Origin of the sequence: Enterococcus sp. JM9B, from assembly GCF_009933265.1 — a bacterium.
In the GTDB taxonomy this organism is placed as follows: domain Bacteria; phylum Bacillota; class Bacilli; order Lactobacillales; family Enterococcaceae; genus Enterococcus_C; species Enterococcus_C songbeiensis.
On sequence record NZ_MAEK01000038.1, the window covers coordinates 17,615 to 39,609 of the forward strand.

At 41.2% G+C, this 21,995-nt stretch carries 18 protein-coding genes and 1 other annotated feature; of the genes, 4 read left to right on the forward strand and 14 right to left on the reverse strand.

Going from position 1 to position 21,995, the window contains the following annotated elements; all coding sequences use genetic code 11:
* Positions 1-114: 114 nt before the first annotated feature.
* The 4 genes from BAU16_RS12245 to BAU16_RS12260 all read right to left on the reverse strand — a co-directional run bounded on the left by BAU16_RS12245 (position 115) and on the right by BAU16_RS12260 (position 4,761).
* On the reverse strand, positions 115-2,484 hold the full coding sequence (locus BAU16_RS12245) for an FtsK/SpoIIIE family DNA translocase (RefSeq protein ID WP_137605627.1): 2,370 nt from the start codon (positions 2,482-2,484) through the stop codon (positions 115-117).
* 155 nt (positions 2,485-2,639) lie between these two features.
* Complete coding sequence (locus BAU16_RS12250) at positions 2,640-3,437, reverse strand: amino acid ABC transporter substrate-binding protein (RefSeq protein WP_371851518.1); 798 nt, start codon at positions 3,435-3,437, stop codon at positions 2,640-2,642.
* Between the two features lie 5 nt (positions 3,438-3,442).
* On the reverse strand, positions 3,443-4,093 hold the full coding sequence (locus BAU16_RS12255) for an amino acid ABC transporter ATP-binding protein (protein ID WP_137605629.1): 651 nt from the start codon (positions 4,091-4,093) through the stop codon (positions 3,443-3,445).
* 26 nt (positions 4,094-4,119) lie between these two features.
* The gene (locus BAU16_RS12260) at positions 4,120-4,761 is read right to left on the reverse strand and encodes an amino acid ABC transporter permease (protein ID WP_048604181.1); all 642 of its coding nucleotides are present in this window, start codon (positions 4,759-4,761) and stop codon (positions 4,120-4,122) included.
* A 188-nt stretch (positions 4,762-4,949) separates the two neighbouring features.
* Positions 4,950-5,181, reverse strand: a binding site (T-box leader).
* A gap of 75 nt (positions 5,182-5,256) precedes the next feature.
* Between BAU16_RS12260 and BAU16_RS12265 the strand changes: the two genes are divergently transcribed.
* Positions 5,257-5,739, forward strand: a complete 483-nt coding sequence (locus tag BAU16_RS12265) for a YbaK/EbsC family protein (RefSeq protein ID WP_137605630.1) — start codon at positions 5,257-5,259, stop codon at positions 5,737-5,739.
* A gap of 40 nt (positions 5,740-5,779) precedes the next feature.
* Here BAU16_RS12265 and BAU16_RS12270 read toward each other — a convergent pair whose 3' ends face one another.
* Entirely contained in the window at positions 5,780-6,538 is a 759-nt protein-coding gene (locus BAU16_RS12270) for a formate/nitrite transporter family protein (RefSeq protein WP_137605631.1), read from the reverse strand.
* 777 nt (positions 6,539-7,315) lie between these two features.
* On the opposite strand from BAU16_RS12270, the gene BAU16_RS12275 reads away from it, so the two are divergent.
* Both BAU16_RS12275 and BAU16_RS12280 read left to right on the forward strand, forming a co-directional pair.
* Positions 7,316-9,310, forward strand: coding sequence for a KUP/HAK/KT family potassium transporter (locus BAU16_RS12275; protein WP_137605632.1), 1,995 nt, complete (start codon positions 7,316-7,318; stop codon positions 9,308-9,310).
* Positions 9,311-9,438: 128 nt separating this feature from the next.
* Entirely contained in the window at positions 9,439-9,642 is a 204-nt protein-coding gene (locus tag BAU16_RS12280; RefSeq protein WP_137605633.1) for a hypothetical protein, read from the forward strand.
* A gap of 129 nt (positions 9,643-9,771) precedes the next feature.
* On the opposite strand, the gene BAU16_RS12285 is transcribed toward BAU16_RS12280, so the two are convergent.
* Complete coding sequence (locus BAU16_RS12285) at positions 9,772-12,135, reverse strand: phosphoketolase family protein (RefSeq protein WP_137605634.1); 2,364 nt, start codon at positions 12,133-12,135, stop codon at positions 9,772-9,774.
* 335 nt (positions 12,136-12,470) lie between these two features.
* Between BAU16_RS12285 and BAU16_RS12290 the strand changes: the two genes are divergently transcribed.
* Positions 12,471-13,580, forward strand: coding sequence for an ABC transporter ATP-binding protein (locus tag BAU16_RS12290; RefSeq protein WP_161527180.1), 1,110 nt, complete (start codon positions 12,471-12,473; stop codon positions 13,578-13,580).
* A 91-nt stretch (positions 13,581-13,671) separates the two neighbouring features.
* On the opposite strand, the gene BAU16_RS12295 is transcribed toward BAU16_RS12290, so the two are convergent.
* From BAU16_RS12295 to BAU16_RS12330, 8 genes are all read right to left on the reverse strand, one after another.
* Positions 13,672-13,998 carry a hypothetical protein gene (locus tag BAU16_RS12295; protein WP_048603856.1) on the reverse strand — a complete coding sequence of 109 codons (327 nt, stop codon included), beginning with the start codon at positions 13,996-13,998 and terminating at the stop codon, positions 13,672-13,674.
* Between the two features lie 115 nt (positions 13,999-14,113).
* A complete protein-coding gene (locus tag BAU16_RS12300) occupies positions 14,114-15,628 on the reverse strand; it encodes an extracellular solute-binding protein (RefSeq protein ID WP_048603855.1) in 1,515 nt (504 codons plus the stop codon).
* 207 nt (positions 15,629-15,835) lie between these two features.
* Entirely contained in the window at positions 15,836-17,401 is a 1,566-nt protein-coding gene (locus BAU16_RS12305) for a glycoside hydrolase family 43 protein (RefSeq protein WP_048603854.1), read from the reverse strand.
* A complete protein-coding gene (locus BAU16_RS12310) occupies positions 17,352-17,804 on the reverse strand; it encodes a DUF4064 domain-containing protein (protein WP_048603853.1) in 453 nt (150 codons plus the stop codon). Before BAU16_RS12310 ends, BAU16_RS12305 begins: the two co-directional genes overlap by 50 nt.
* Positions 17,794-18,720, reverse strand: coding sequence for a pectinesterase family protein (locus BAU16_RS12315; protein ID WP_048603852.1), 927 nt, complete (start codon positions 18,718-18,720; stop codon positions 17,794-17,796). The genes BAU16_RS12310 and BAU16_RS12315 overlap by 11 nt, the downstream gene beginning before the upstream one ends.
* Positions 18,690-19,577: a dienelactone hydrolase family protein gene (locus tag BAU16_RS12320; RefSeq protein ID WP_161527181.1), complete on the reverse strand. Its 888-nt coding sequence runs from the start codon at positions 19,575-19,577 to the stop codon at positions 18,690-18,692. The genes BAU16_RS12315 and BAU16_RS12320 overlap by 31 nt, the downstream gene beginning before the upstream one ends.
* Complete coding sequence (locus BAU16_RS12325; protein WP_161527182.1) at positions 19,567-20,898, reverse strand: glycoside hydrolase family 28 protein; 1,332 nt, start codon at positions 20,896-20,898, stop codon at positions 19,567-19,569. Before BAU16_RS12325 ends, BAU16_RS12320 begins: the two co-directional genes overlap by 11 nt.
* A 15-nt stretch (positions 20,899-20,913) precedes the next feature.
* Complete coding sequence (locus BAU16_RS12330) at positions 20,914-21,981, reverse strand: glycoside hydrolase family 88/105 protein (protein ID WP_161527188.1); 1,068 nt, start codon at positions 21,979-21,981, stop codon at positions 20,914-20,916.
* Positions 21,982-21,995 lie beyond the last annotated feature (14 nt).

Below are 21,995 nucleotides of genomic sequence, written 5' to 3' on the forward strand. Positions count from 1 at the left end.
TGACTTAAAATGTCTGCTTCTCTTATCCTATCCTGTCTTTTCATTAAAAACATCCGACTTTCGTCTGAAAAAAAGACGTTGCCATTTTTGACAACGTCTTGCAGTATTTGCGATTTACTGTGGTTCCAAAGGATCGGTACTTTCTTCCAGTTCTGGTTCAAGCAAAACTTTTCGAGGTTTACTACCTTCTGAAGGACCAACCACACCATGAGCTTCTAATTCATCCACCAACCGAGCTGCACGGTTGTAGCCCACTCGAAAGCGTCGTTGCAGCAAAGAAACGCTGGCAGTCTGCATATCCACTACTAGAGCTTTTGCCTGATTGTAGAGTTCATCTTGAGGTTGTTGATTTGGACCGGCTGATTCTTCCGTAATCATCATTTTTTCTTCATAGTTTGCCCCTTGCTGATTGGTGATGAATTCAACCACTCGTTCCACCTCGTGATCAGAAATAAAGGCGCCCTGTACCCGAATCGGTTTATTTTCTCCCATCGGCAGATACAGCATGTCTCCACGACCAAGTAATTTTTCCGCACCGTTGCTGTCGATAATCGTTCGAGAATCAACACCGCTGGAAACAGCAAAAGCGATTCGCGAGGGAACATTGGCTTTGATGATTCCCGTAATAACGTCGACACTTGGACGTTGCGTTGCTAAAATCATGTGGATACCCGCCGCCCGTGCCATTTGTGCCAAACGAATAATTGCATCTTCCACTTCATTGCTGGCAACCATCATCAAATCTGCCAATTCATCAACGATGACAACAATAAAAGGTAGAATTGGACGATTTTCGCCATCTTCAAGATTTTTTTCAATGACCAATTCATTGTATCCAGTAATGTTTCGGACGCCCGTAGCTGCAAATTTTTCGTAACGTTCTTCCATTTCTTTTACGACTTTTTGCAATGCTTGTGCCGCTTTCCGAGGATTCGTCACAACCGGAGTCAATAAATGGGGGATGCCATTGTAAACATTCAGTTCCACCATTTTAGGGTCGATCATCATCAATTTCACTTCATGGGGTTTTGCCTGCATCAAAATACTGGTGATAATTCCGTTGATTGCGACTGACTTCCCGCTCCCAGTTGATCCGGCAATCAGCAAGTGAGGCATTTTCGTCAGATCGGCTGTTTGTACTCGCCCGGAAATATCCCTACCCAATGGAACTTCCAACAATTTATCTGGATGTAGCGGTTGAGCATCAATAACTTCTCTAAAGGAAACCGTGCTGACAGTACTGTTTGGTACTTCAATCCCAATCAATGATTTTCCGGGAATTGGCGCTTCCATCCGCACATCTTTTGCCGCCAGTGCTAATGCGATATCATCTGTTAAACTGACAATTTTGCTGACTTTTACCCCGACAGCCGGTTGTACTTCAAATTTTGTTACGGCTGGGCCCAAGCTGGCTTTGACAACTTTGGCATCCACGCCAAAACTTTTGAAGGTTGTTTCCAACACACCGATATTGCGTTCGATTTTTGAATATTCATCACTTTGATCAGTGGCAGGGATTGTATCCAACAAGACTGCTGTCGGCAACTCATAATCCTGATCTTCTGCCTCTTCAGAAATTTCAAAATCCAAATCTTCTCCGTCATCTTCCGGAACTTCAGTTGTCGGCTCTGCTTTTGTTTCTGCTTTCGTTTCTGCCGGAATATTTTGCTGAAAGCTGTCGATGGGAACAAAACTTAATTGCTCCGGTTCAGCAAGTGGTTCACTTTCTTCCGGCTCCTCCGCCAATGGACGGACTTGATTTTTTTCGTTTTCTTTCATTTCAGCGAGAACTTTTTCCCGCTCTGCCGCAATTTTGGCTTCTTTTTCTGCTTTCTTAGCCGCTTTTTTCTCTTCTCGTTGAGCTTTTTTCTCCGGGTCCTCTGCTAAAAGCTGTTGCAACCGGTCGCTTAACCCTTGCAAGCCATCAATAACTTGATGACCGCTCATCATACTGAATAAGAACCCGCCGACCGCTAGTAAAATCACTGCAATCAGATAGCTTCCCACTTGCGAGACCAAAAAATAGCTACCTTGATATAAAAGAGCCCCAACCAGTCCACCGCCAACATTTTGGCTTACTTGATTGATTCGCAAGTCACTGAGCAATGCCTGCCAAGTCGTTTGAAAAATATTTGGGTCACTGCTTTGTAATTTACTGAATAGATGGGCATGTAAAAGAAGCAAAATGCCCAAATAAAAAACCACTCCCCCAAAAAAGCGCCGATAATTCGTAATCTTTGCTTCCGTCGTTCGCAACATCAACCATACCCCATACCCTGCCAACGCAAGGCATAACAATGGATACGTATTGCCACCAATCAACCGAAACCCGTTTGCGACCAATGTCCCTAAAAATCCTAATTTAAATAAACCAAAGCCAGCCAACAGAACAAAGACCAGACCTAGTAAAATCATAATCAACTTTTCCTGCTGCTGCATTTGCTTTTTCGTTTTTCTTTTTTTCTGGCGTTTCTTTTGTGCCATTTCACCGATCCCTCATTTCATCACTTCCCATTATACAAAAAAAAAGAGGCGAACAAAAGTTTTGTTTTTTGATTTGAGCCGTTTGAAATGCAGACACTATTCAATAAGAAGAAAAAAGAAGACAGCTTTCACTGCCTCCTGTCTATTCCTATTGCTCACTTCACCGAAACATCTTCTCCAAACCATTTTTCAGAAATTTTGGCAAATTCGCCATTTTCCTGTAATTCCTTGAGCCCTTCGTTGACTTTATCTGCAAGTTTTTTGTCATCCTTACGCATACCGACTGCAAAATCTTCGCTTTCAAATGGTCCTTCTGTGATGGTGTAGTCTTCTAATTGGTCCTTTTGTGTCAGGTAATAATTTGCATAGACTTTATCAATCAACAAGCCATCAATTCGTCCAGTTTCCAAATCGATGAAGGCTTCATTAAAGCTTGCATAAAGGACTGCATCGTTGTCTTTCACCAAATCTTTCAAGACTTCTGGTTGATCTGTAAACAAGCTATAACCGGAAGAACCTTCCTGTGCACCTAAAGTTTTGTCTTTCATTCCGTCAAAAGTTGTGATGTTGCTTTTCTTTGGAGTGACCAGTACTTGGTCATTTTCCATATACGGATCAGAAAATAGTACTTTCTTTTCTCGTTCGGCTGTTTTACTGTAACCGTTCCAAATGAGATCAATAGTGCCATTGGATAATTCGGTTTCTTTCATCGACCAATCGATTGGTTGAAAAGTGACCTTCATATCTTCTGCTTCAAAAACGGCTTTTGCCAAATCAATATCAAAACCGACTAATTCCCCATCCTCATCTTTAAATCCCATTGGTACAAAGGTATCATCCAACCCCACAATAACTTCTTTTGAGGTATCTTTGGCTTCTTCTTTGCCTTTCCCACAGGCTGCCAAACTCAACAGACTTAACCCGACAACCAACCAGCTTGCTGCTTTACTCATTTTTTTCATTTTGTTTCCTCCTTTGTATTTGGGTTTACTTGCAATAAATTGTCTGCGATATTTTCCGCAAACGTCAAATCATGGGTTACCACGATTTGTGTCACACCTTGTTTTTTCAAATCTAAAATCAATCGTTCCACCTGTTGCCGCAGTTCAGGATCTAAGGCACTGGTGGGTTCATCGTAAGCCAATACTTTAGGGTTCATCGCCATTGCTCGTGCGATGGCTACCCGTTGCTTTTGACCGCCGGAAAGTTGAAAAGGATATTGTTCCAATAATTCTTCCAATCCTAACTGTTTTGCTAAATGCCGCGCTTTTTCGGTGTATGCTTCTTTGCTTTCCTTTAAAACCATTTTTGGTGCCAACGTGATATTTTCAACGACACTCAAATGGGGAAATAATTGAAAATCTTGAAAAACGACGCCGACAACTTGCTCCTGTTCGTTCAAAGCTGTCGGGTCAAATGCTTTGCCATCCAATAAAAACTCCCCATTATCTACCGTTTCCAAACCGGCTAATGTTCGCAGCAATGTCGTTTTTCCACCGCCGGAAGGTCCGACGATTGCGAGGATACTGCCATCGGGAATCGTCAAATTTAATTGTTCAATCACTTTTTTATTGCCAAATGCCTTTGAAATATTTTTAAGCTCTAACATGATTTTCCTCCTAACATCCTGACCGACTAACGGTAGTAATCCATTTTATTCTCAATTGTTTTCAATAATACGGTAAATACTCCGGTCATTACTAAGTAAACCAAACCAACACCTACTAAAGGCAGTAACGTGGAATCTCGTTCCATTGCGATTTTTCCCAAACGCATGACATCGGATAAGCCAAGAATATAAACCAAGGAAGTGTCTTTGACCAAATTAATAATTTCATTTCCTACTGAAGGAAACGTGATCTTTACTACTTGTGGAATGATGATTTTGGTAATGGTTTGTCCTTTGCTCAAGCGTAAAACCTGTGCGGCTTCGTATTGCCCTTTCGCAATCGACTGAATTCCCCCACGGAAAATTTCTGCAAAGTAAGCGGCATAGTTGATAACGAAAGCCAACACTGCTGCATCGAATCGATCAAAAACGATTCCCACTAATGGCAACCCGTAAAAAACAAAAATTAGTTGCAACAAAAGAGGGGTTCCCCGCATCAACCAGACATAAAGTTGTACGATAAATTTGAACGGCTGCAAATGACTCGCTAAAACAAATGCGAGAATGATCCCGATCGGAATGGCTCCTAAAAGTGTAAAAGCAAATAATTTAATGGTGATTCCTGCTCCATTTAAAATTTGCGGCATAACTGAAATTAAATACTCCATGATTTTCCCTCCAAAATTTTGCGTTTTTCCTACATTCGAAAATAAAAAAAGTCCTCTGGCATTGTGCCAGAGGACGTTCACTACGTGGTTCCACCTCAGTTCCTTCTCTTTTCGCAAAGAGAAGCTCCTGCAGTCACTGCATCACTAGTTTTGAACCCATAAAAATAAAAAATCCTTTAGTCATAAGACTAAAGGACGTAAATTACGCGGTTCCACCTTTTTTTATCAACGCTTCGCAGCGATTGATCTCAACTAGTCATCCAACAATGACTGCGGCTATAACGGGCCAACCCGGAAATTCCTACTCTTTTCAGAAATTCGACTCCAAGATGTGTTTCGCAGGAACTGTTATCTCTTTTCACCAACCAGAGACTCTCTAAAAACAAATTTACTTGCTACTCTTCTTTTCGATGTCGTATTATTAAGTTGTTAACAATTTACCTGTATTTAACCAAAATGTCAACTGTTTTTAATTTTTTTTTTGGAGGAATGTGTATGACTGCTACTGAAAAAGAAGCTTATGATTTGTTGAATCAGCTATCTATCAACTATCTTCGGGTGGATCATCCGGCAATCACCTCAGTTAAAAATGTTCCCTTTGAGCTTCCCGGACCGCAAGTCAAAAATCTTGTGCTGAAAGCAAAAAAGGGTAAAGGAGTCTATCTGGTCATTTTGCCAGATGAAAAACAAGCAAATCTGGCATTGATTGCAGAAGAATTATCTGAAAAACGTCTGTCATTTCTTTCAGAGTCAGATCTCTTCAATTTATTGAAAATTCCGGCAGGTACGGTCACCCCGTTAGCCTTGCCCCATGATCACGAACATCGCATCACCGTCGTAATTGACCGTGAGATCGACCGAGAAGATACAGTGGGGTTTCATCCAAATATCAATACCACGACATTGATGATCCAGTTTCATGATTTCGAAAAAATGCTCACTCATCTTGGCTATGAGCCGCTTTTTATCACTGTCTAAAAAATAACGCTGCACCGGTAATTGGTGCAGCGTTTTTGAATTAGTGCTTGTAGCTTAAATAATAAAATGCCGAAACAAAAATTGAACCGCCAATGATGTTTCCAAGATAAACTGGAATAAAATTACGGATGAAATCCATCCATGTTGCATGACCTTCAAAGATTGCAGCCGGAATCACAAAACAGTTTGCGACACTATGCTGAAAGCCGATCGCAACAAAAATCATTACTGGAAACCAAATCGTCAATACTTTTCCAGCAGCATCTTTGGCACCATAAGACAACCATAAAGCCAAGCCGACAAACCAGTTACAGCCAATTCCTGAGCCGATTGCTTGAATCGTTGTGACATTGATTTTGTGGTGAGCAAGATCAATTAATTGTTCTAAATAGGGACCAGAATGCGTCAGTGCCACGACATGTCCAAAGAAATAAGCAACAAAAATTCCGCCAATGACATTCGCAAAGGTGATGATCAGCCAATTTTTCAATAAATCCGCCAACCGAATTTTTTTATCCATAAAAGCGATTGCAACTGCCATCATATTCCCCGTAATCAGTTCCCCACCGCCAAGAAGTATCACCAACAACCCAATTGGAAATACCGAAGCGCCAACTAAACTTGTTAAACTGCCTAAACTTTCAGGAATTGATGCGGAAACGCGAATATATGCCAAGTACCCCAAGGAAATCATTGCGCCCCCGATAAATCCTAAAATCAGCTTTGCCCGCAATGGCTTGTGAATTTTTTTCTGTCCGTACTGAATACTCAATTCCATAATTTCTTCTGGTGTGTGCATTTGTTCATCTCTCTCCTTTATCCGTGCTTTTTTTACTTTACGATATTTGAAAAAAAAAGCAATCCCTATTTCGAAAAAACTAGTGAATTTTGTCACAATTCTCATTTTTTTTGCCCTTTATTTTTTTAAGTAAGAAATGATTGACATCCCTACCACAATTTCCGATAATGGGCTGTATTGAGAGACGCCACTTCTCGTCAATTTTCTGCTATTTATTGAAAACAAATGAACCAATAGGAAGGTTAAAATTTATTTTCACCTTCTCCACGTTGTCTAGTGGAAGGTGGATACGGCGTGAAATCAAATGAATTTTTCTGCTAAGAACAAATTCATACATTCATACGAATAAGGATGTCAGTTCCACTTTTTACAAGTGCTCTAGTGGAATGATATACGGCATGAGAATCAAATGGATTTTTCTGCTAAGAAAAATTCATACATTCATACGAATAAGGATGTCAGTTCCACTTTTTCCAAGTACTCTAGTGGAATGATATACGGCGTGAGAATCAAATGAATTTTTCTGCTAAGAAAAATTCATACATTCATACGAACAAGGATGTCAGTTCCACTTTTTCCAAGTGCTCTAGTGGAATGATATACGGCATGAGAATCAAATGAAATTTTCTGCTAAGAAAAATTCATACATTCATACGAATAAGGATGTCAGTTCCACTTTTTCCAAGTACTCTAGTGGAATGATATACGGTATGAGAATCAAATGAATTTTTCTGCTAAGAAAAATTCATACATTCATACGAATAAGGAGATGTCGGGATGACAAAAAAAATGAACAAAGCATCCTTTGCTGGCCTTTTGGTAGCAATGGGCGTGGTTTATGGGGATATTGGGACGAGTCCGTTATATGTAATGAAGGCCATCGTGGAAGAAAACGGCGGCTTGAAAAGCATTAATCCTGATTTTATTTTGGGGGCAGTTTCACTGATCTTTTGGACTCTTACACTGCTGACAACGATTAAATATGTCTTGATTGCGCTAAATGCGGATAATCATGGGGAAGGTGGGATCTTCTCTCTTTACACATTGGTACGAAAAAGCGGTAAATACATCATTGTTCCAGCCATGATCGGTGGCGCGGCGCTTTTGGCTGACGGAGTATTGACACCTGCTGTGACCGTGACAACAGCTATCGAAGGTTTGCGTGGGATTCCAAGCTTTGTCGATCGCTTTGGTATGGATCAAAATATCATCGTAATCATCACCTTGGTCATCATTCTTGTTTTGTTTGCGATTCAACGCTTTGGTACCGACTTTGTAGGAAAAGCGTTTGGTCCCATCATGTTTTTATGGTTCACGTTTCTAGGATTGGTAGGAATTATCAATTTCAGCGGAGATCTTTCAGTCATTCGGGCACTAAATCCGATTTATGCACTACGTTTGTTAACCAGTCCTGAAAATAAATTAGGGTTGTTTATTCTTGGAAATATTTTTCTGGCAACTACCGGAGCAGAGGCGTTGTACTCTGATATGGGCCATGTCGGCAAAAAAAATATTCGCATCAGTTGGCCTTACGTAAAAATTTGTCTGGTTCTGAATTATTTTGGTCAAGCGGCTTGGTTGATGAAGGCATATCAAAATCCTGAAATGCAGGCAATCGAACATCTGAATCCTTTTTTCCAAATCTTGCCTGCCGGCTGGATGGTTTTCGGCGTAATTTTTGCTACATTGGCTGCGGTCATTGCTTCTCAAGCGCTGCTTTCCGGCTCCTTTACCTTGGTATCTGAAGCCATCAAATTAAAATTATTGCCACGATTGAAAATCATGTATCCCGGAAAATCAATCGGTCAAATGTACATTCCAGCGGTCAATTTAATTTTGTGGATTGCCTGTTCCTTGATTGTTTTGACCTTCCGCACCTCTTCTCATATGGAGGCAGCCTACGGACTTTCAATTACTGTGACCATGCTGATGACGACAATTCTTTTGTATTTCTATTTGGTTCAAAGTGGTCGTTCCCGCATCTTGTCACTACTAACGACATTATTTTTCGGTTTGATTGAATCGATTTTCTTCCTATCCAGCGTGGCAAAATTTTTCCGTGGTGGTTTTGTCGCAGTTGCCATCGCCCTTGTCATTTTGGTCTTAATGACGATTTGGGAACGAGGAAATATCATTCAAGAAAAAGTTGCCGAAGAGGTCGATTTAAAAGAGTATCTTCCGCAGCTTGCGGCATTAAAGGATGACAATAGTATCCCGATTTATCAAACGAATGTCGTCTTTTTAGTGCCACGTATTGAAGGAGACATGGTGGGTCGACAATTTGTCTATTCAATTTTAGATAAGCAACCAAAACGTGCCAATGTCTATTGGTTCGTCAACGTGGAAGTCACGGATGAACCCTTTACTCAAGAATTTGAAGTTGATACAATGGGAACTGATTTTATCGTGAAGGTCAAATTTTTCCTAGGCTTTCGTAGCAAACAGGAAGTCAACGTCTATATCCGCCAGATTATCCATGATTTAATGAAAGATGGACGCTTACCAAAACAACCCCAACGTTACTCCCTGACCCCAGGTCGTGAAGTGGGTGATTTCCAATTTGTGCTGATTCAAGAAGAATTATCCAACAACACAGTGCTGGACCACTGGGAACGGCAGATCATGCAGGCAAAATTATTCATTAAAAGCCATGCCATCAGTCCCCAAAAATGGTTTGGACTTGAGTACAGTGAAGTAAAATATGAAACCATTCCATTAGTGATTGGAAAAACCCGCAAGACTCGATTAAAAGAACGAAAAGAAAAAATCTAAACAAAAAACTTCTGTCAAAAAATCTCAAAGATTTTTTAGCAGAAGTTTTTTTCTCCCTCTTCCAATCAACCCCCGTTCCTTGCAACGGGAGATTAAAGGACTATAATCGGTGACGAGGAGATGGGTTTATGTTTACCAAATTTATTGGTGCAGCATTTTTAGTTTTGGCTGTTTGGCAACTTTGGGCAACCAAACAAACGCTAGACAACACAAAGAAACAAGGAAATGAGGCAACTTCTTCCTTTTTGCTGGTCAGTCTGTGGTCAAGCATCGTCTTTGCACTTGCCGTTGCAGTTGTCGCTCTAATCACTCTCTTTGGTGGTTGGAGTTGATACAGTAAAATGACGCACAGTGCCAACGAATTTTTTCAGAAATACACCATAAAAGCGGGCCCTTATCCATTATCGATAGGAGCCCGCTTCTATTTTTTTATTGGCTTCGCAAATTACCAGAGCTATTCCTTATTTCAACTGCCATTGCCACTCATTGACTTCAGGAAGATCAACGCCATACGTCCGGATGTAATCATGATGTTTGTTCAATTGATCGGTCATTTTTTGAGCAAACTCGCCAGCCTTTTCTCCGTAGACAGCGGTTGCCGCATCTTGTGCAAGGTGGAAACGATCCAATTCAGAAAGGACCCGCATATCAAATGGTGTGGTAATATCCCCATTCTCACGATATCCGTGAATATGCACACGATGATTGTGGCGATCAAAGAATAGATCACGAATCATGCCTTCATAACCATGATAGCCAAAAATAATCGGTTTGTCTTTCGTAAAGTAGGTATCAAACGTTTCATCAGATAAGCCCCGCGGATCAATTGATGGATGACGTAATTTCAAAATGTCGACAATATTGATAAAACGAATTTTCAACGCTGGATATTCTGCATGCAAGAGAGTAATTGCTGCTAAAATTTCCAAATTAGGTTCAGTTCCAGCAGCAGCCATCACGATATCCGGCTCACTGTCTCCGTCCGTTGATGCCCAATCAATAATTTTCAAGCCATCTCGGACCAAAACCTCTGCCTCTTCCGCCGAATAAAACTGTGGACGAGGGTGTTTTGAAGAAACCACCAAATTGATTTTTTCTTCGCTGCTCAAAACTTCCGCCATCACCGCCATCAAACTATTTGCATCTGCTGGCAAATATTCTCGAACAAATTCTGCTTTCTTTTCAGCTAAATGGGTCAAAATCCCTGGATCTTGATGAGTATAGCCGTTATGATCCTGTTGAAAAACGGTTGACGTTGCTATCAAGTTCAAGGAAGGATAATGGTTTCGCCACGTTTGCTCTTTGGCTTTTCGCAACCATTTGAAATGTTGGGTAATCATGGAATCTACCACTCGCAAAAAGGCTTCATAACTAGCAAAGAATCCGTGCCGCCCGGTTAGAACGTACCCTTCCAAAAAGCCTTCTGCTTGATGTTCGGATAATTGCGAATCAATTACTCGACCAACAGGAGAAATCCATTCATCATAAGCATCGTTTTTTGCTTCCAGCCATTGGCGGTTGGTCACTTCAAAAATTTTGTTCAAACGATTGGATTTGGCTTCATCTGGCCCAAAAATCCGAAAATTATCCGGATTGGCAACAATCAAATCTTTCGCAAATTTACCAAATTCAATCATATCTTGTGCAGTGACCGCTCCCGGTGTGCGGGTATCAATGGCATGCTTTTTCCAATCCGTCACTTTCAACGGACGAGGATTTAATCCGCCATTCGTAATTGGATTCATCGCCATCCGGTAATTACCTTTTGGTGCCAATTCTTTAAGTTCTGGTTTTAATTTTCCTTCTGGTGTAAATAATTCTTCTGGTCGATAAGACTTCAGCCAATCAGTCAATGCATCAACATGTTCCATGTGTTCGGCATCAACCGGAATCGGTACTTGATGAGCACGAAAACCACCTTCGATGGGTTCGCCATCCCATTCTTTTGGTCCTGACCAGCCTTTTGGTGTTCGGACGATCAGCACAGGCCATTGAGGCATTTCTGCTTTTTCCGCCACACTGGAGCGGGCAAATTCTTGAATTTTTTTGATTTTTTCAATGGCTTTGTCTAATTTTTCTGCCATGATCGGATGAACTTTCTCCGGATCTGTTCCTTCAACAAAAAGTGGATCCCAACCCATTCCTTCAAAATATTTCCGTAAATCTGTATCTGACTTACGAGCTAAAATCGTAGGATTGGAAATTTTTCCACCATTGAGGTAAAGAATCGGCAAAATTGCCCCGTCATTCACTGGGTTGATGAATGTATTGGAAAACCAGCTTGTCGCCAACGGCCCAGTTTCTGACTCCCCGTCCCCTACGACAACTGCTGCAATAACATCAGGATTATCCAAAATTGCTCCGACACCATGAGAAATTGAATAACCTAATTCGCCACCTTCATGAATGGATCCAGGAGTTTCTGGTGCCGCATGAGATGCTACCCCACCCGGAAAGGAAAATTGTTTAAAAAGTTTCGCCAACCCTGCTTCATCTTCGGTGATTTCAGGATAAATTTCAGTGTAACTACCATCTAAATAAGCATTTGAAACCATCACTTGTCCGCCGTGTCCCGGTCCTTCGATGTAAAACATATTCAGTTTGTATTTATTGATAACTCGGTTCAAGTGGGCATAAATAAAATTTTGACCAGCAATCGTTCCCCAGTGTCCAATAGGATGGACTTTTAAATCGTCTTTTTCTACAGGACGCTTCAATAAAGGATTATCTTTCAAATATAATTGACCAACTGAAATGAAATTGGCTGCACGCCACCAAGCATCGATTTTTTCTAAATACGCGTTTGAATCATAGATCGTCGTCATAAGAAAACTCCTTCTTTCAATAAAAGTAAATTAGACTTAAACTCACAGCTATCCTACTGCTATTTTTATTAATAGTCAAATATACTTTTATTAATTATTTTCAAGTCCTTCTTTTATTATCAATGATATCCGCAGGTGTGGCAACTAATTGACTCACCGCTGATTAATTGTATGAGATGGATTTTTTCCATTTCATTTCTTTTTGTATTTTTAGATAAAAGGCTTTCAACAAACTGCACAAGAATTTCTTTTGGTTTTTGTGCACTTTGCCACTTACCTTGTGGAGCGCTTTCATTTATAGTTAACCCATAAGAAAAAGAAAAGAGGAATTTTTTATGGTACAAATGGCATTGAATCACGTGTATAAAAAATATGACAACGCAGAAAACTATTCTGTTACCGATTTCAATTTAAACATCCAAGATCGCGAATTCATCGTTTTCGTTGGTCCTTCCGGTTGTGGAAAATCAACAACTTTGCGGATGATCGCTGGATTGGAAGATATCACAGAAGGTGAATTAAGTATCGGTGAAATAGTCATGAACGATGTGGCTCCAAAAGACCGCGACATCGCCATGGTATTCCAAAACTACGCATTATATCCACATATGACCGTGTATGATAACATGGCTTTCGGACTTAAATTGCGTAAATACGACAAAGCAAATATCAAAAAACGGGTAGAAAATGCCGCTGAAATTTTAGGCTTGACTGAATATCTAGATCGTAAACCCGCAGCTTTATCTGGTGGACAACGACAACGGGTAGCTCTTGGACGTGCCATCGTGCGTGATGCAAAAGTCTTCTTGATGGATGAACCTTTATCTAACTTGGATGCAAAATTGCGTGTGGCGATGCGTGCTGAAATCGCTAAATTACACCAACGTTTGGAAACAACAACAATTTACGTTACCCATGACCAAACAGAAGCAATGACCATGGCTGACCGGATTGTTATCATGAAAGACGGCTTTATCCAACAAATCGGCACACCACAACAAGTTTACGATACACCAGTAAATGTTTTCGTTGCCGGCTTTATCGGATCACCTGCAATGAACTTCTTTAACGTAACACTAAATCAAGGCGTTATCACAGACGGTTTTGGTTTGAAATTACGTATTCCTGAAGGAAAAAATAAAGTCCTAGTTGAAAAAGGCTATGAAGGCAAACAAATTATCTTTGGTATTCGTCCAGAAGATATCCATAGCGAACAAATCGCTATTGAAGCTTCACCAGAAGCAACAGTAAACGCTCAAGTCGTCGTTTCTGAATTGCTTGGTGCTGAATCCATGTTGTATACAAAAACTGGCGAAACAGAGTTTGTTTCTAAAGTTGACGCTCGAGATTTCCATAAACCAGGCGAAAACATCAACTTGGCATTCAATATTAGTAAAGGTCACTTCTTCGACAAAGAAACAGAACTAGTGATCAAGCTTCCTTAATCCGCTCCCCCTTTTTTCCATATATATCCTAGTAAGAAAGCCCAATGCTAATTCAGCATTGGGCTTTCTCTCTTTGTATAATTGATTCATTCTAATATTCCAACTGTTTCAAGCGGACCAAAGCAATTTTAGGCTGCTTTCTTTTCAATTTATACAAAGTGAGTAGCTGTTTATTTATCGCTGTGTCTTCCTTTGTTACACCTTTAAAACTTCCAAGCAAGTGATTCAACACCGGCTCAACAAGTGTCGCGCTTCCCTGAGTGCCTAATTCTACTCCCATACGTGCCTCATCACTTAACTGTTGCTGGAATAATTGATGGATCCTATCGGCTAAATCTCCGGTAATTAAGATCTCATCTGATTGTCTCCTTAACGCCTGCAACAGCTCATCATTTTTACTAACAACCACTTGTTCCATTGCCAGCACCTCCCATAAAAACAGCTTCTTTTACGCTAGTATACTCTATGTACTAAACGCTTTCAAAGCGTAGAAAAAAACGTCAGCAAGTTCGCTGACGTTTAAGAAAAATCGATTATTTACTTTCTTTGTAGCTTTCAGTGAATTCTTTAATCATTGTGTCGCCACCGCTGTTGCGGAAGTTTTCAACCGCCTTGTCGAAACCGTCCATGTCGATGTCACCCATCATATATTTATAGTAGGCATCTTCTATTCCTTCGATCAGGGTTGACCATTGTGTATCATAAGTTTCTGAAGTCAATGGTTGTGCTGGATTCGTAATAGCAAATTCTTCGTTTTCGGCAATTTTTTTGTTTGCTAAGTTGGCATAAGAATCGGTTGATTTAAAGGTCGTTACCAATTCAGACGGGCGAGAAGAAGAAAATGGTTGTACTTCTTGTTGCCATTTCGTCGTATCGATTTGCTCGTAGGCTTCATCATCGGTAATTTGGAAATGTTCCCCTTCAACCCCTTGTGTCATCAGCGTATAAGGCTCTTCATCCATCAAATCGTTGATGAACTGCAAAACAACTTTTAAATCTTCTTCTGATTTTACTTGTTGTTTTGGAATTGATAGCCATCCGCCCATACCATCGTTGGTATCAGATAGAATTCGACGTTCTACGTCACCATACGTCATGTCATTGATCAATTCCCATTCCATATGTTCTTGATCGGTTCCTTTAGCATCGTTTACATAGTTGCGGACTTCCTGCAATCCGGAAATAACGATTCCGCCTTTTCCTTGAACAATATAATCTTTTTGATCATTTTTCGCCATAACGGTAAAGTCAGAGTTCATCCAGCCGTTTTCATAAATATCACGGAACCATTCCATCGATTCTTTGTATTCAGGTTGCATGAAGGATGGAATGACTTCTTCCTCTTCTGTCACAGTGAAATGATTGCCGGCGCCAAAGTACCCAGTCAATGAACGGAAACCAACATTGAAGGATTCATTTCGCTCAACAAAACCGACAGTATCTTTTTGTCCGTTACCATCAGGATCGTTTTCGGTGAAGGCTTGCGCCACTTCCCGCAATTCATCCAATGTTTTTGGTGTTTCCAAACCTAAGTTTTCCAACCAGTCTTTTCTTACTAAAACTCCATAACGGGCAATCGGTTTTTGGAAAGGCACACCGTAAATATGTCCCTTGATTCGTGATGCTTCCAATCGATCTTCAGAAATATTTGCTAAATTCGGATAATCTTTCAAATAAGGTTCAACATCCCAGAACATGCCGGAACCTAACGCATTTCGAACAGTAGTACTAGAGATTTGTGTTAATGAAACAATGTCTGATAAGGAATTAGATGCTAAGGCTGCATTGATTCGTTCATCTTTTGATGCATCTGGAACCCAGTTAAATTCAATATCTACGCCGGTATATTCCTCCAATTTATTTTCGATATCACCGGCCGGAGGTGTTGGTGTATGTAGCATGGCCATCCATGAAACAGAATCTTTTGTGCTTCCTTCCGAATCTTTTCCACTTGCTTCATTTCCTGAATTTCCGCTGCAGCCTGCTAAAACTAGACTAGCTAGAAGTAACCCGCCCAAAGCTTTGCCCCAATTTTTTTTCTTTAACATATTTCTTCGCTCCTTTAGAATGAATTATTATTTCGAACACCTTTGACAGCGCATTCAATTACACTAAAAATGGTACACTTCTATTTAGAATAAGTCGATAATCAATTCTTAACATGATGAAATCGCTTTATTCATTGGTTTATTCCCTGTTCTATGTGCTCAATGATAAGAATTGATTATCCTTTTCCATCCGATTAAAATAACTATTTATTCGCTGTCATTCCCGTGATAGTCAAAAAAGTCAAAGTCAGCAAAACAACCAGCTTTTTTGTCCATATCATGAACAGCAATTCCTACAAAATTTCCGGTAAACCCACCGGCAAGAAATAACAAGTCCTGTACTTCATTAAGAGGCAGCCAATTATTTTTCTGATTTTCCCGATAATAGAATTTTCCGGTCGGACCATTGACGGATACTTTTAAGCAAGTTGTTGCCTCTGTTAATGGTATAGCTGTTTCAGATACATGGCATTCGCCATTTTCACAACGCATGAAACGCAACACTTTCCCCTGATTCTCCTCGTAAGTCACATACGCATATAAATAGTTGGTATCATTTAAATAAAGGAGCAAGCCTGCCATTTGATTGAAAGTTTGCGGCTCGAAATCGACTCGGGTCTTTGCTTCGAAGGCAAAATCTTTTTGTCGAATTGCTAAAATATGGTGGTCAAATAACGATTGTGGCGATTCGCCGGCAGATAGGCGTAAATAACCTGGTCGGCTTTGAAGGTCACACCATGTCTCTTCCGCCAAAATCCGTAAAGTGTTCCACTCTTTTTTTAATTTTCCGCTAAAATTATCAGAAAAATCCGTTTGAATTTTTTGCGTGACGGGTTCTGCTGTTTCGATTGTAGTGGTAAGCTCTGGTGCATTTTTCCCACTGGCTAAACGTAACCAACCCTCTTTTGTCCAAACGACTTCTTGGATTGCTGTCTCTCTGCCAAGAATCGCCGCACCCAGCAGTGGACGGGTAGTCAAGTAAGCCATGTACCATTTTCCTTGGGGCGTTTGGATGATACTGCCGTGTCCAGAACATTGTAACGGTGAATCCGGTTTGTCGCTGGCTGTCAGCATGGGATAGTCAGGATCAACTTCATACGGACCTGTGAGTGTTTTCGAACGACATACTGTAACAGAATGATCTTTCCCGGTTCCGCCTTCTGCTGTAATCAAATAATAATAGTCGCCGTAACGATAAAGATGCGGTGCCTCTGTTTTTGCCAATGGTGTCCCATCAAAAATTTTGTGTACGGGACCAACTAGACAAGCTTTTTTTGCATCGTATTCTTGTAAAACAATCCCCGCTGATTTATTCCCAGTGGTCATTCGATAATCCCAAATTTCATTTAACAGCCATTTTTTCCCGTTATTATCATGAAACAAGGAAGGATCAAATCCGCTGCTGTTTAAATAAATTGGTGTCTGCCAAGGACCATGGATACTGGGTGCGGTAATCAAATAATTATGGCAATCTTTGAAGGGGCGACGGGTACTTTTGACATCCGTATAAATACAATAAAACAGTCCATCGCAATAACTGATCTGCGGTGCCCAAATGCTGCCGTTTTGCGGATTGCCCTGCAACTCCACCTGGTCGGTCAAAATATCTGTTTCATGTTCCCAATTAACCAGATCTTTAGAAGTGTACACTCGAATTCCCGGCAGCCATTCGAAAGATGAAACGGCTAAATAATACGTGTCCTCCACCCGTAAAATATTCGGATCAGGATTGAACCCACGCAGAATGGGGTTCTTGATTGTTGTTTGTACCATTGAGAGTATCCTTTCTGAAAAAACATAATATTGAACTTACAAAGAATAAAAAGGCAAAAGGAAAAGCCAGTAATTGACTCCCAATCAATGCGGCAAGTCCTGCAATGAAATAGCAAATTCCCGCTAATTTCGGGTATTTATTTTTTGTGATGAACAAACTGGCTGCCGCTCCTACGAATAGGACTACGACAATGGTTATGGCAAACCAGGCTCCCAGCGTTTTAAATAATAGAATGCCCTCATCGACAGAAAGATTTTTTACTACCTCACTGAAAACCGGTTGAAAAATTTTTTGATAGCTTTCTGTGGATAACTGGTTCATGACGACGGAAAATCCTCCCAGAAAAAGTGTCACTAACACCATCCCGACGATTCCCAATCCCTTTTCGATTTTACGATTCATCTTGTTTGTCCTCCTTAGATTTGAAGGTAATCCATGCTGCTCTTTTCGGGGAAGCTTCATACCAGCAATTTTCTTCTGCATAACGACTGGTCAGCCGTTGTTCCGGTTTGTTCCAGTCCTCCCACCCCTCTTGCGCTAATTTTTTATCAAAAAAACAATGGGAAAAGCGGGTTGCTGCGTGCGGCCGCCACGGACGACCTAAAAAGTAAGGTTGCTCACCCACTACAACGCAGTTTTCAAAAACAAATCCCGGTTGTCCTTTACAAGTGGAAGCTGCGGTCAAATAATTGGACGTGTCGGAATCCACACGTTTCAGCGATTTTAACAGGCAGTGCATAAACTGTCCGTTGCCACCGCCAAAAATAAAATCAACTGTGCCCTCAATCTCACACTGGATAAACCGCGTCTGTTGCTGCTCATAAATTTTTTCTCGCCATGGACTTTGAAGTGGTCGTCCATGTTTATCGCTTTCCGGCAAGGGGCCTAGACAAAGGGTGTCCTGATGTCCTTGCAGGTGACAATTTTCCACCGTGATTTTCGTGCCTTCAAGATAAAGAGCAACGGCTTGTCCGACACATTCACCGGGACCTGCGGCATTTCGAATCGTCAAATTTTTTAGAAGAATTTCTTCCCCATTTACGAAAAAAGTTGCTGTTTGAAAAGTACCTAACGGCTTATCGTTTGCATCTTTTTGCCTTGCGGAAAGTTTGCCTTCAATGATGACTTCCCCCAAACCGATCACCTGGATTTCTTTCCCATACAGTCGTGGTGTTTCCTGATAAATTCCCGGCAATAGATAAAAAATCGTATGGGAATGTGCTTTTTGAAAAGCTGCTGTGATTGTTGGATAATCACAAAAAGCTGCTGATCCAATATATTTCGTTGTTACAGCCATTTTCGGAAAAAGTGCTTCCATGCTTCTCGCATCTCCTTTGTTTCCTGATGTCCTCCCGTTAACTGCAAGGATTGCCAATTTGGCAGCACGCCATTGGCAGCATAGGCTTCCTTCAACTGGTCATCTAAAAATGCGACTCCTTTTGCCGGACACATGCGATCTTCCCGCCCCACGATGCTTAATCGCGGACGGGGAAGGATCAGCCGTTGAATATCAATCGTTTGAAAGGCCGTTAAAATTCCCGGCAAATAATAATAAAAGCCATGATGATCCAATCCCCGCTGCTCGATCAATGCCACCAAATCAACCTGTCCAGCAAGATCCACGCAACAGGTGATTCGCTGATCAATTGCACTCAACCACCAGCTCATTAATCCCCCCATCGACAGCCCAATCGTGCCGACCCGGGTTTCATCAACTTCCGGTCGTTGCAGCAAATACGTCAAAAACTGTTGGTTATCAAACAGGCGCATGCCCCAGAGTGTGTGACCTTTGACCAGAAATTCCTTGAACCATTCACTTTCTTTTTTTCCTTGTCGCTCACCAAACCCCCACATATCAATGCACCCTACGGCATAACCTTCGTCAATCAAGGTTTCCAAAAAAGAAGTCGGTTGCAGATACGCACTACTGTGAAGCAGCTCGTTTTTTCCCCGTGTAAAATCTCCTCCATGAGAATGGTTGAACAGTACAAGAGGTGCCGCTTTTTTCTGATTAGGATAGGCGAAATAGGCAGGTACGGTCTCTACTGTATTCAACGTCAGTTGCAGTGTTTCTAACGTATACGTTTCAAAAACCTGTTTTTCCAATCGTTGCGCTTTAGGTTCTACCGTCAGCGGTGTTCCCAAAAATGCCACGAGTTTTTCTCTAGTTGTCAACCGTCACGCCTTCTTCATAAACGATTGGTTCGCCGTTTTCACGGCAATGAACAATTTCGATTTCCTGACTGTTTTCGATGTGGAATGCCGGACCTTCACAGCCCTCCATCGTTACTCGGTCAAACAAAATATTTTTGCTGCAACCAAGGTAAAAGCCTTGTTTCGTCATATCCTCAATTCCCGTCATCATCGCCGGACGGCCTGGAATTGCTTGTTGCGCCATAGACAAATGAATGTTGTGGAAAGTAATGTCTTCAATAAATTGTTCAGCCAGTCCATAGATAAATCCAGCGGAAGCGTGAACATTTCTTGCAGTGATATCGGCAAAATGAATTCGACGGAACATGGGTGTTTCTTCCGTGATTGGATACGGATTTTTATCCCATACATATTTTTCTTTGCCTCGAGGACCGCAGAAATAATACAAGTTCAAAATAAAAGGACAGATGACATTGTCCATGACAATATTGCTTACTTGGATATCTTCAACGATTCCCCCACGACCCCGTCGAGATTTTAACCGTATGCCACGATCGGTTTCTTGAAACACACAATTACTGATGGTGACATTGCGGATATCTCCGCTCATTTCACTACCTAAAACCACACCGCCATGACCATGGACCATCGTACAGTTTGTGATAGTGATGTTTTCACAGGAAACCCGTTGTGCCGTATCCTCGGTCCCTGCCTTGATCGCAATACAATCGTCACCGACATCGATGCTGCAATTGCTGATGCGGACATTTTTGCAAGATTCCGGATCGATTCCATCTGTATTCGAGGAATCAGCTGGATTTTTGATGCTGAGGTTGTCAATGGTGATATTTTCCGAAAGAATCGGATTGATCGTCCAGCTTGGTGAATCGATTGCTTGAAAATCCTTCAAGGTAATTCGTTCACAGGAATCAAAACTAATCAGTTTTGGACGAGGATAGCGCAGACTTTCCCGCTCATTTCGAAACACGTGCCACCATTTCTGTCCATTACCATCTAAAGTTCCAAAGCCAGTGACCGCAATATTGCGGGCATTTTCTGCATAAAGACAAGAAGCATATACTTCCTGCTTCACGCCTTCCCATCGAGAAGTTACTACTGGATAATCTGCTTGATCGTCCGAAAATACCAGCACTGCACCGTTCATCAAATGCAGCTCGATATTGTCTTTTAAGAAAAGAGCACCGGTATAAAATCTTCCCGCCGGTACACTGACCCGACCGCCACCTTGTGCGGCAGTGTGATCAATTGCCTGCTGGATTGCTTTTGTGACCAGCGTTCCATCTGTTGTTGCACCAAAATCTGTAATCTTTGTTTGTACCATTTTTCAAGCCTCCAATTATTGATTCAATGGTTCCATAACTACTGTTGCTTGTAAGAATGCCCCATAGCCTTTGAAATCGTTGGTGATGATCGGTTCACTGATGTAATAGACGAAAGAACCATCTCGTTTGTCCTCGCCTCCTAAACCGGCGACTTCACAATTGCGGATCAAATTAATCCAGCCTTCTTCCGTATAAAAAACAAATTCATCCACTAGACCTTGATAACTTTTTTCAACAAAGTCCCGCCAGTTTTCTTCAAGCAAGCCAGCCTTCAATGCTTTTGCTGCTGCATAAACAATCATGCTGGAAGCAGAGGCTTCTAAATAATTGCCGTGTCGTGCTCCTTGATCCAAAACCTGATACCACGTATGGGTTTGTTTGTCCTGTACTTTTTGCAATGCAGTCAAACAATCAATAAACATGGTTTGCAGTTTTGCTTGTTGTTCTCCTTCTAAAAGAGTCATCGTATCTGCTAGCGCCATCATGAACCAACCCATTGAACGTCCCCAGAAATTCGGTGATACACCAGTTTTGGGATCTGCCCAAAATTGTTCTTTCTTTTCATCCCAGGCATGATAAAGCAGCCCGGAGGTTTCATCTAGTGTGTGGCGATAGCACAGCTCAAACTGCTTGATAACATCTTCCATACCTTCTCCATTTTTAAAGGTCAGTAGATATTCTGCGTAAAAAGGGGCTCCCATGTATAAACCATCTAACCACATTTGGTATGGATAGATTTTTTTATGCCAAAATCCTCCCTCTGAGGTACGAGGCATATGTTGCAATTGGTCAAATAAGGTATCCAATGCTTTTTTGTACTTTTCTGCTCCGGTTTCTTGATACAGCAGGAACAATAATTTGCCGTTATTGACGTAATCAATATTCATAGATTCATAGGAATAGTTTTTGATGCTGCCATCTTCCTGGATGAAAAAATCCATGGTCTCTTGAATGTAGTTAAAATACTTTTCCTCTTTAGTTTGCTGATAGGCCGCCTGAATCCCTTTTAAGACAACCCCAAAGTCATAAGACCATTTACCGTGATAGCGTTTGACCTCCGGCAGTGATGGATAGCGTTCCATGGTTGTTTTTAGTG

What these genes read in the sequence shown, in the direction of transcription:
- BAU16_RS12245 (WP_137605627.1), bottom strand. Translation starts at nt 2,484, where the DNA reads ATGGCACAAAAGAAACGCCAGAAAAAAAGAAAAACGAAAAAGCAAATG.
- BAU16_RS12250 (WP_371851518.1), bottom strand. Translation starts at nt 3,437, where the DNA reads ATGAGTAAAGCAGCAAGCTGGTTGGTTGTCGGGTTAAGTCTGTTGAGT.
- BAU16_RS12255 (WP_137605629.1), bottom strand. Translation starts at nt 4,093, where the DNA reads ATGTTAGAGCTTAAAAATATTTCAAAGGCATTTGGCAATAAAAAAGTG.
- BAU16_RS12260 (WP_048604181.1), bottom strand. Translation starts at nt 4,761, where the DNA reads ATGGAGTATTTAATTTCAGTTATGCCGCAAATTTTAAATGGAGCAGGA.
- BAU16_RS12265 (WP_137605630.1), top strand. Translation starts at nt 5,257, where the DNA reads ATGACTGCTACTGAAAAAGAAGCTTATGATTTGTTGAATCAGCTATCT.
- BAU16_RS12270 (WP_137605631.1), bottom strand. Translation starts at nt 6,538, where the DNA reads ATGCACACACCAGAAGAAATTATGGAATTGAGTATTCAGTACGGACAG.
- BAU16_RS12275 (WP_137605632.1), top strand. Translation starts at nt 7,316, where the DNA reads ATGACAAAAAAAATGAACAAAGCATCCTTTGCTGGCCTTTTGGTAGCA.
- BAU16_RS12280 (WP_137605633.1), top strand. Translation starts at nt 9,439, where the DNA reads ATGTTTACCAAATTTATTGGTGCAGCATTTTTAGTTTTGGCTGTTTGG.
- BAU16_RS12285 (WP_137605634.1), bottom strand. Translation starts at nt 12,135, where the DNA reads ATGACGACGATCTATGATTCAAACGCGTATTTAGAAAAAATCGATGCT.
- BAU16_RS12290 (WP_161527180.1), top strand. Translation starts at nt 12,471, where the DNA reads ATGGTACAAATGGCATTGAATCACGTGTATAAAAAATATGACAACGCA.
- BAU16_RS12295 (WP_048603856.1), bottom strand. Translation starts at nt 13,998, where the DNA reads ATGGAACAAGTGGTTGTTAGTAAAAATGATGAGCTGTTGCAGGCGTTA.
- BAU16_RS12300 (WP_048603855.1), bottom strand. Translation starts at nt 15,628, where the DNA reads ATGTTAAAGAAAAAAAATTGGGGCAAAGCTTTGGGCGGGTTACTTCTA.
- BAU16_RS12305 (WP_048603854.1), bottom strand. Translation starts at nt 17,401, where the DNA reads ATGGTACAAACAACAATCAAGAACCCCATTCTGCGTGGGTTCAATCCT.
- BAU16_RS12310 (WP_048603853.1), bottom strand. Translation starts at nt 17,804, where the DNA reads ATGAATCGTAAAATCGAAAAGGGATTGGGAATCGTCGGGATGGTGTTA.
- BAU16_RS12315 (WP_048603852.1), bottom strand. Translation starts at nt 18,720, where the DNA reads ATGGAAGCACTTTTTCCGAAAATGGCTGTAACAACGAAATATATTGGA.
- BAU16_RS12325 (WP_161527182.1), bottom strand. Translation starts at nt 20,898, where the DNA reads ATGGTACAAACAAAGATTACAGATTTTGGTGCAACAACAGATGGAACG.
- BAU16_RS12330 (WP_161527188.1), bottom strand. Translation starts at nt 21,981, where the DNA reads ATGGAACGCTATCCATCACTGCCGGAGGTCAAACGCTATCACGGTAAA.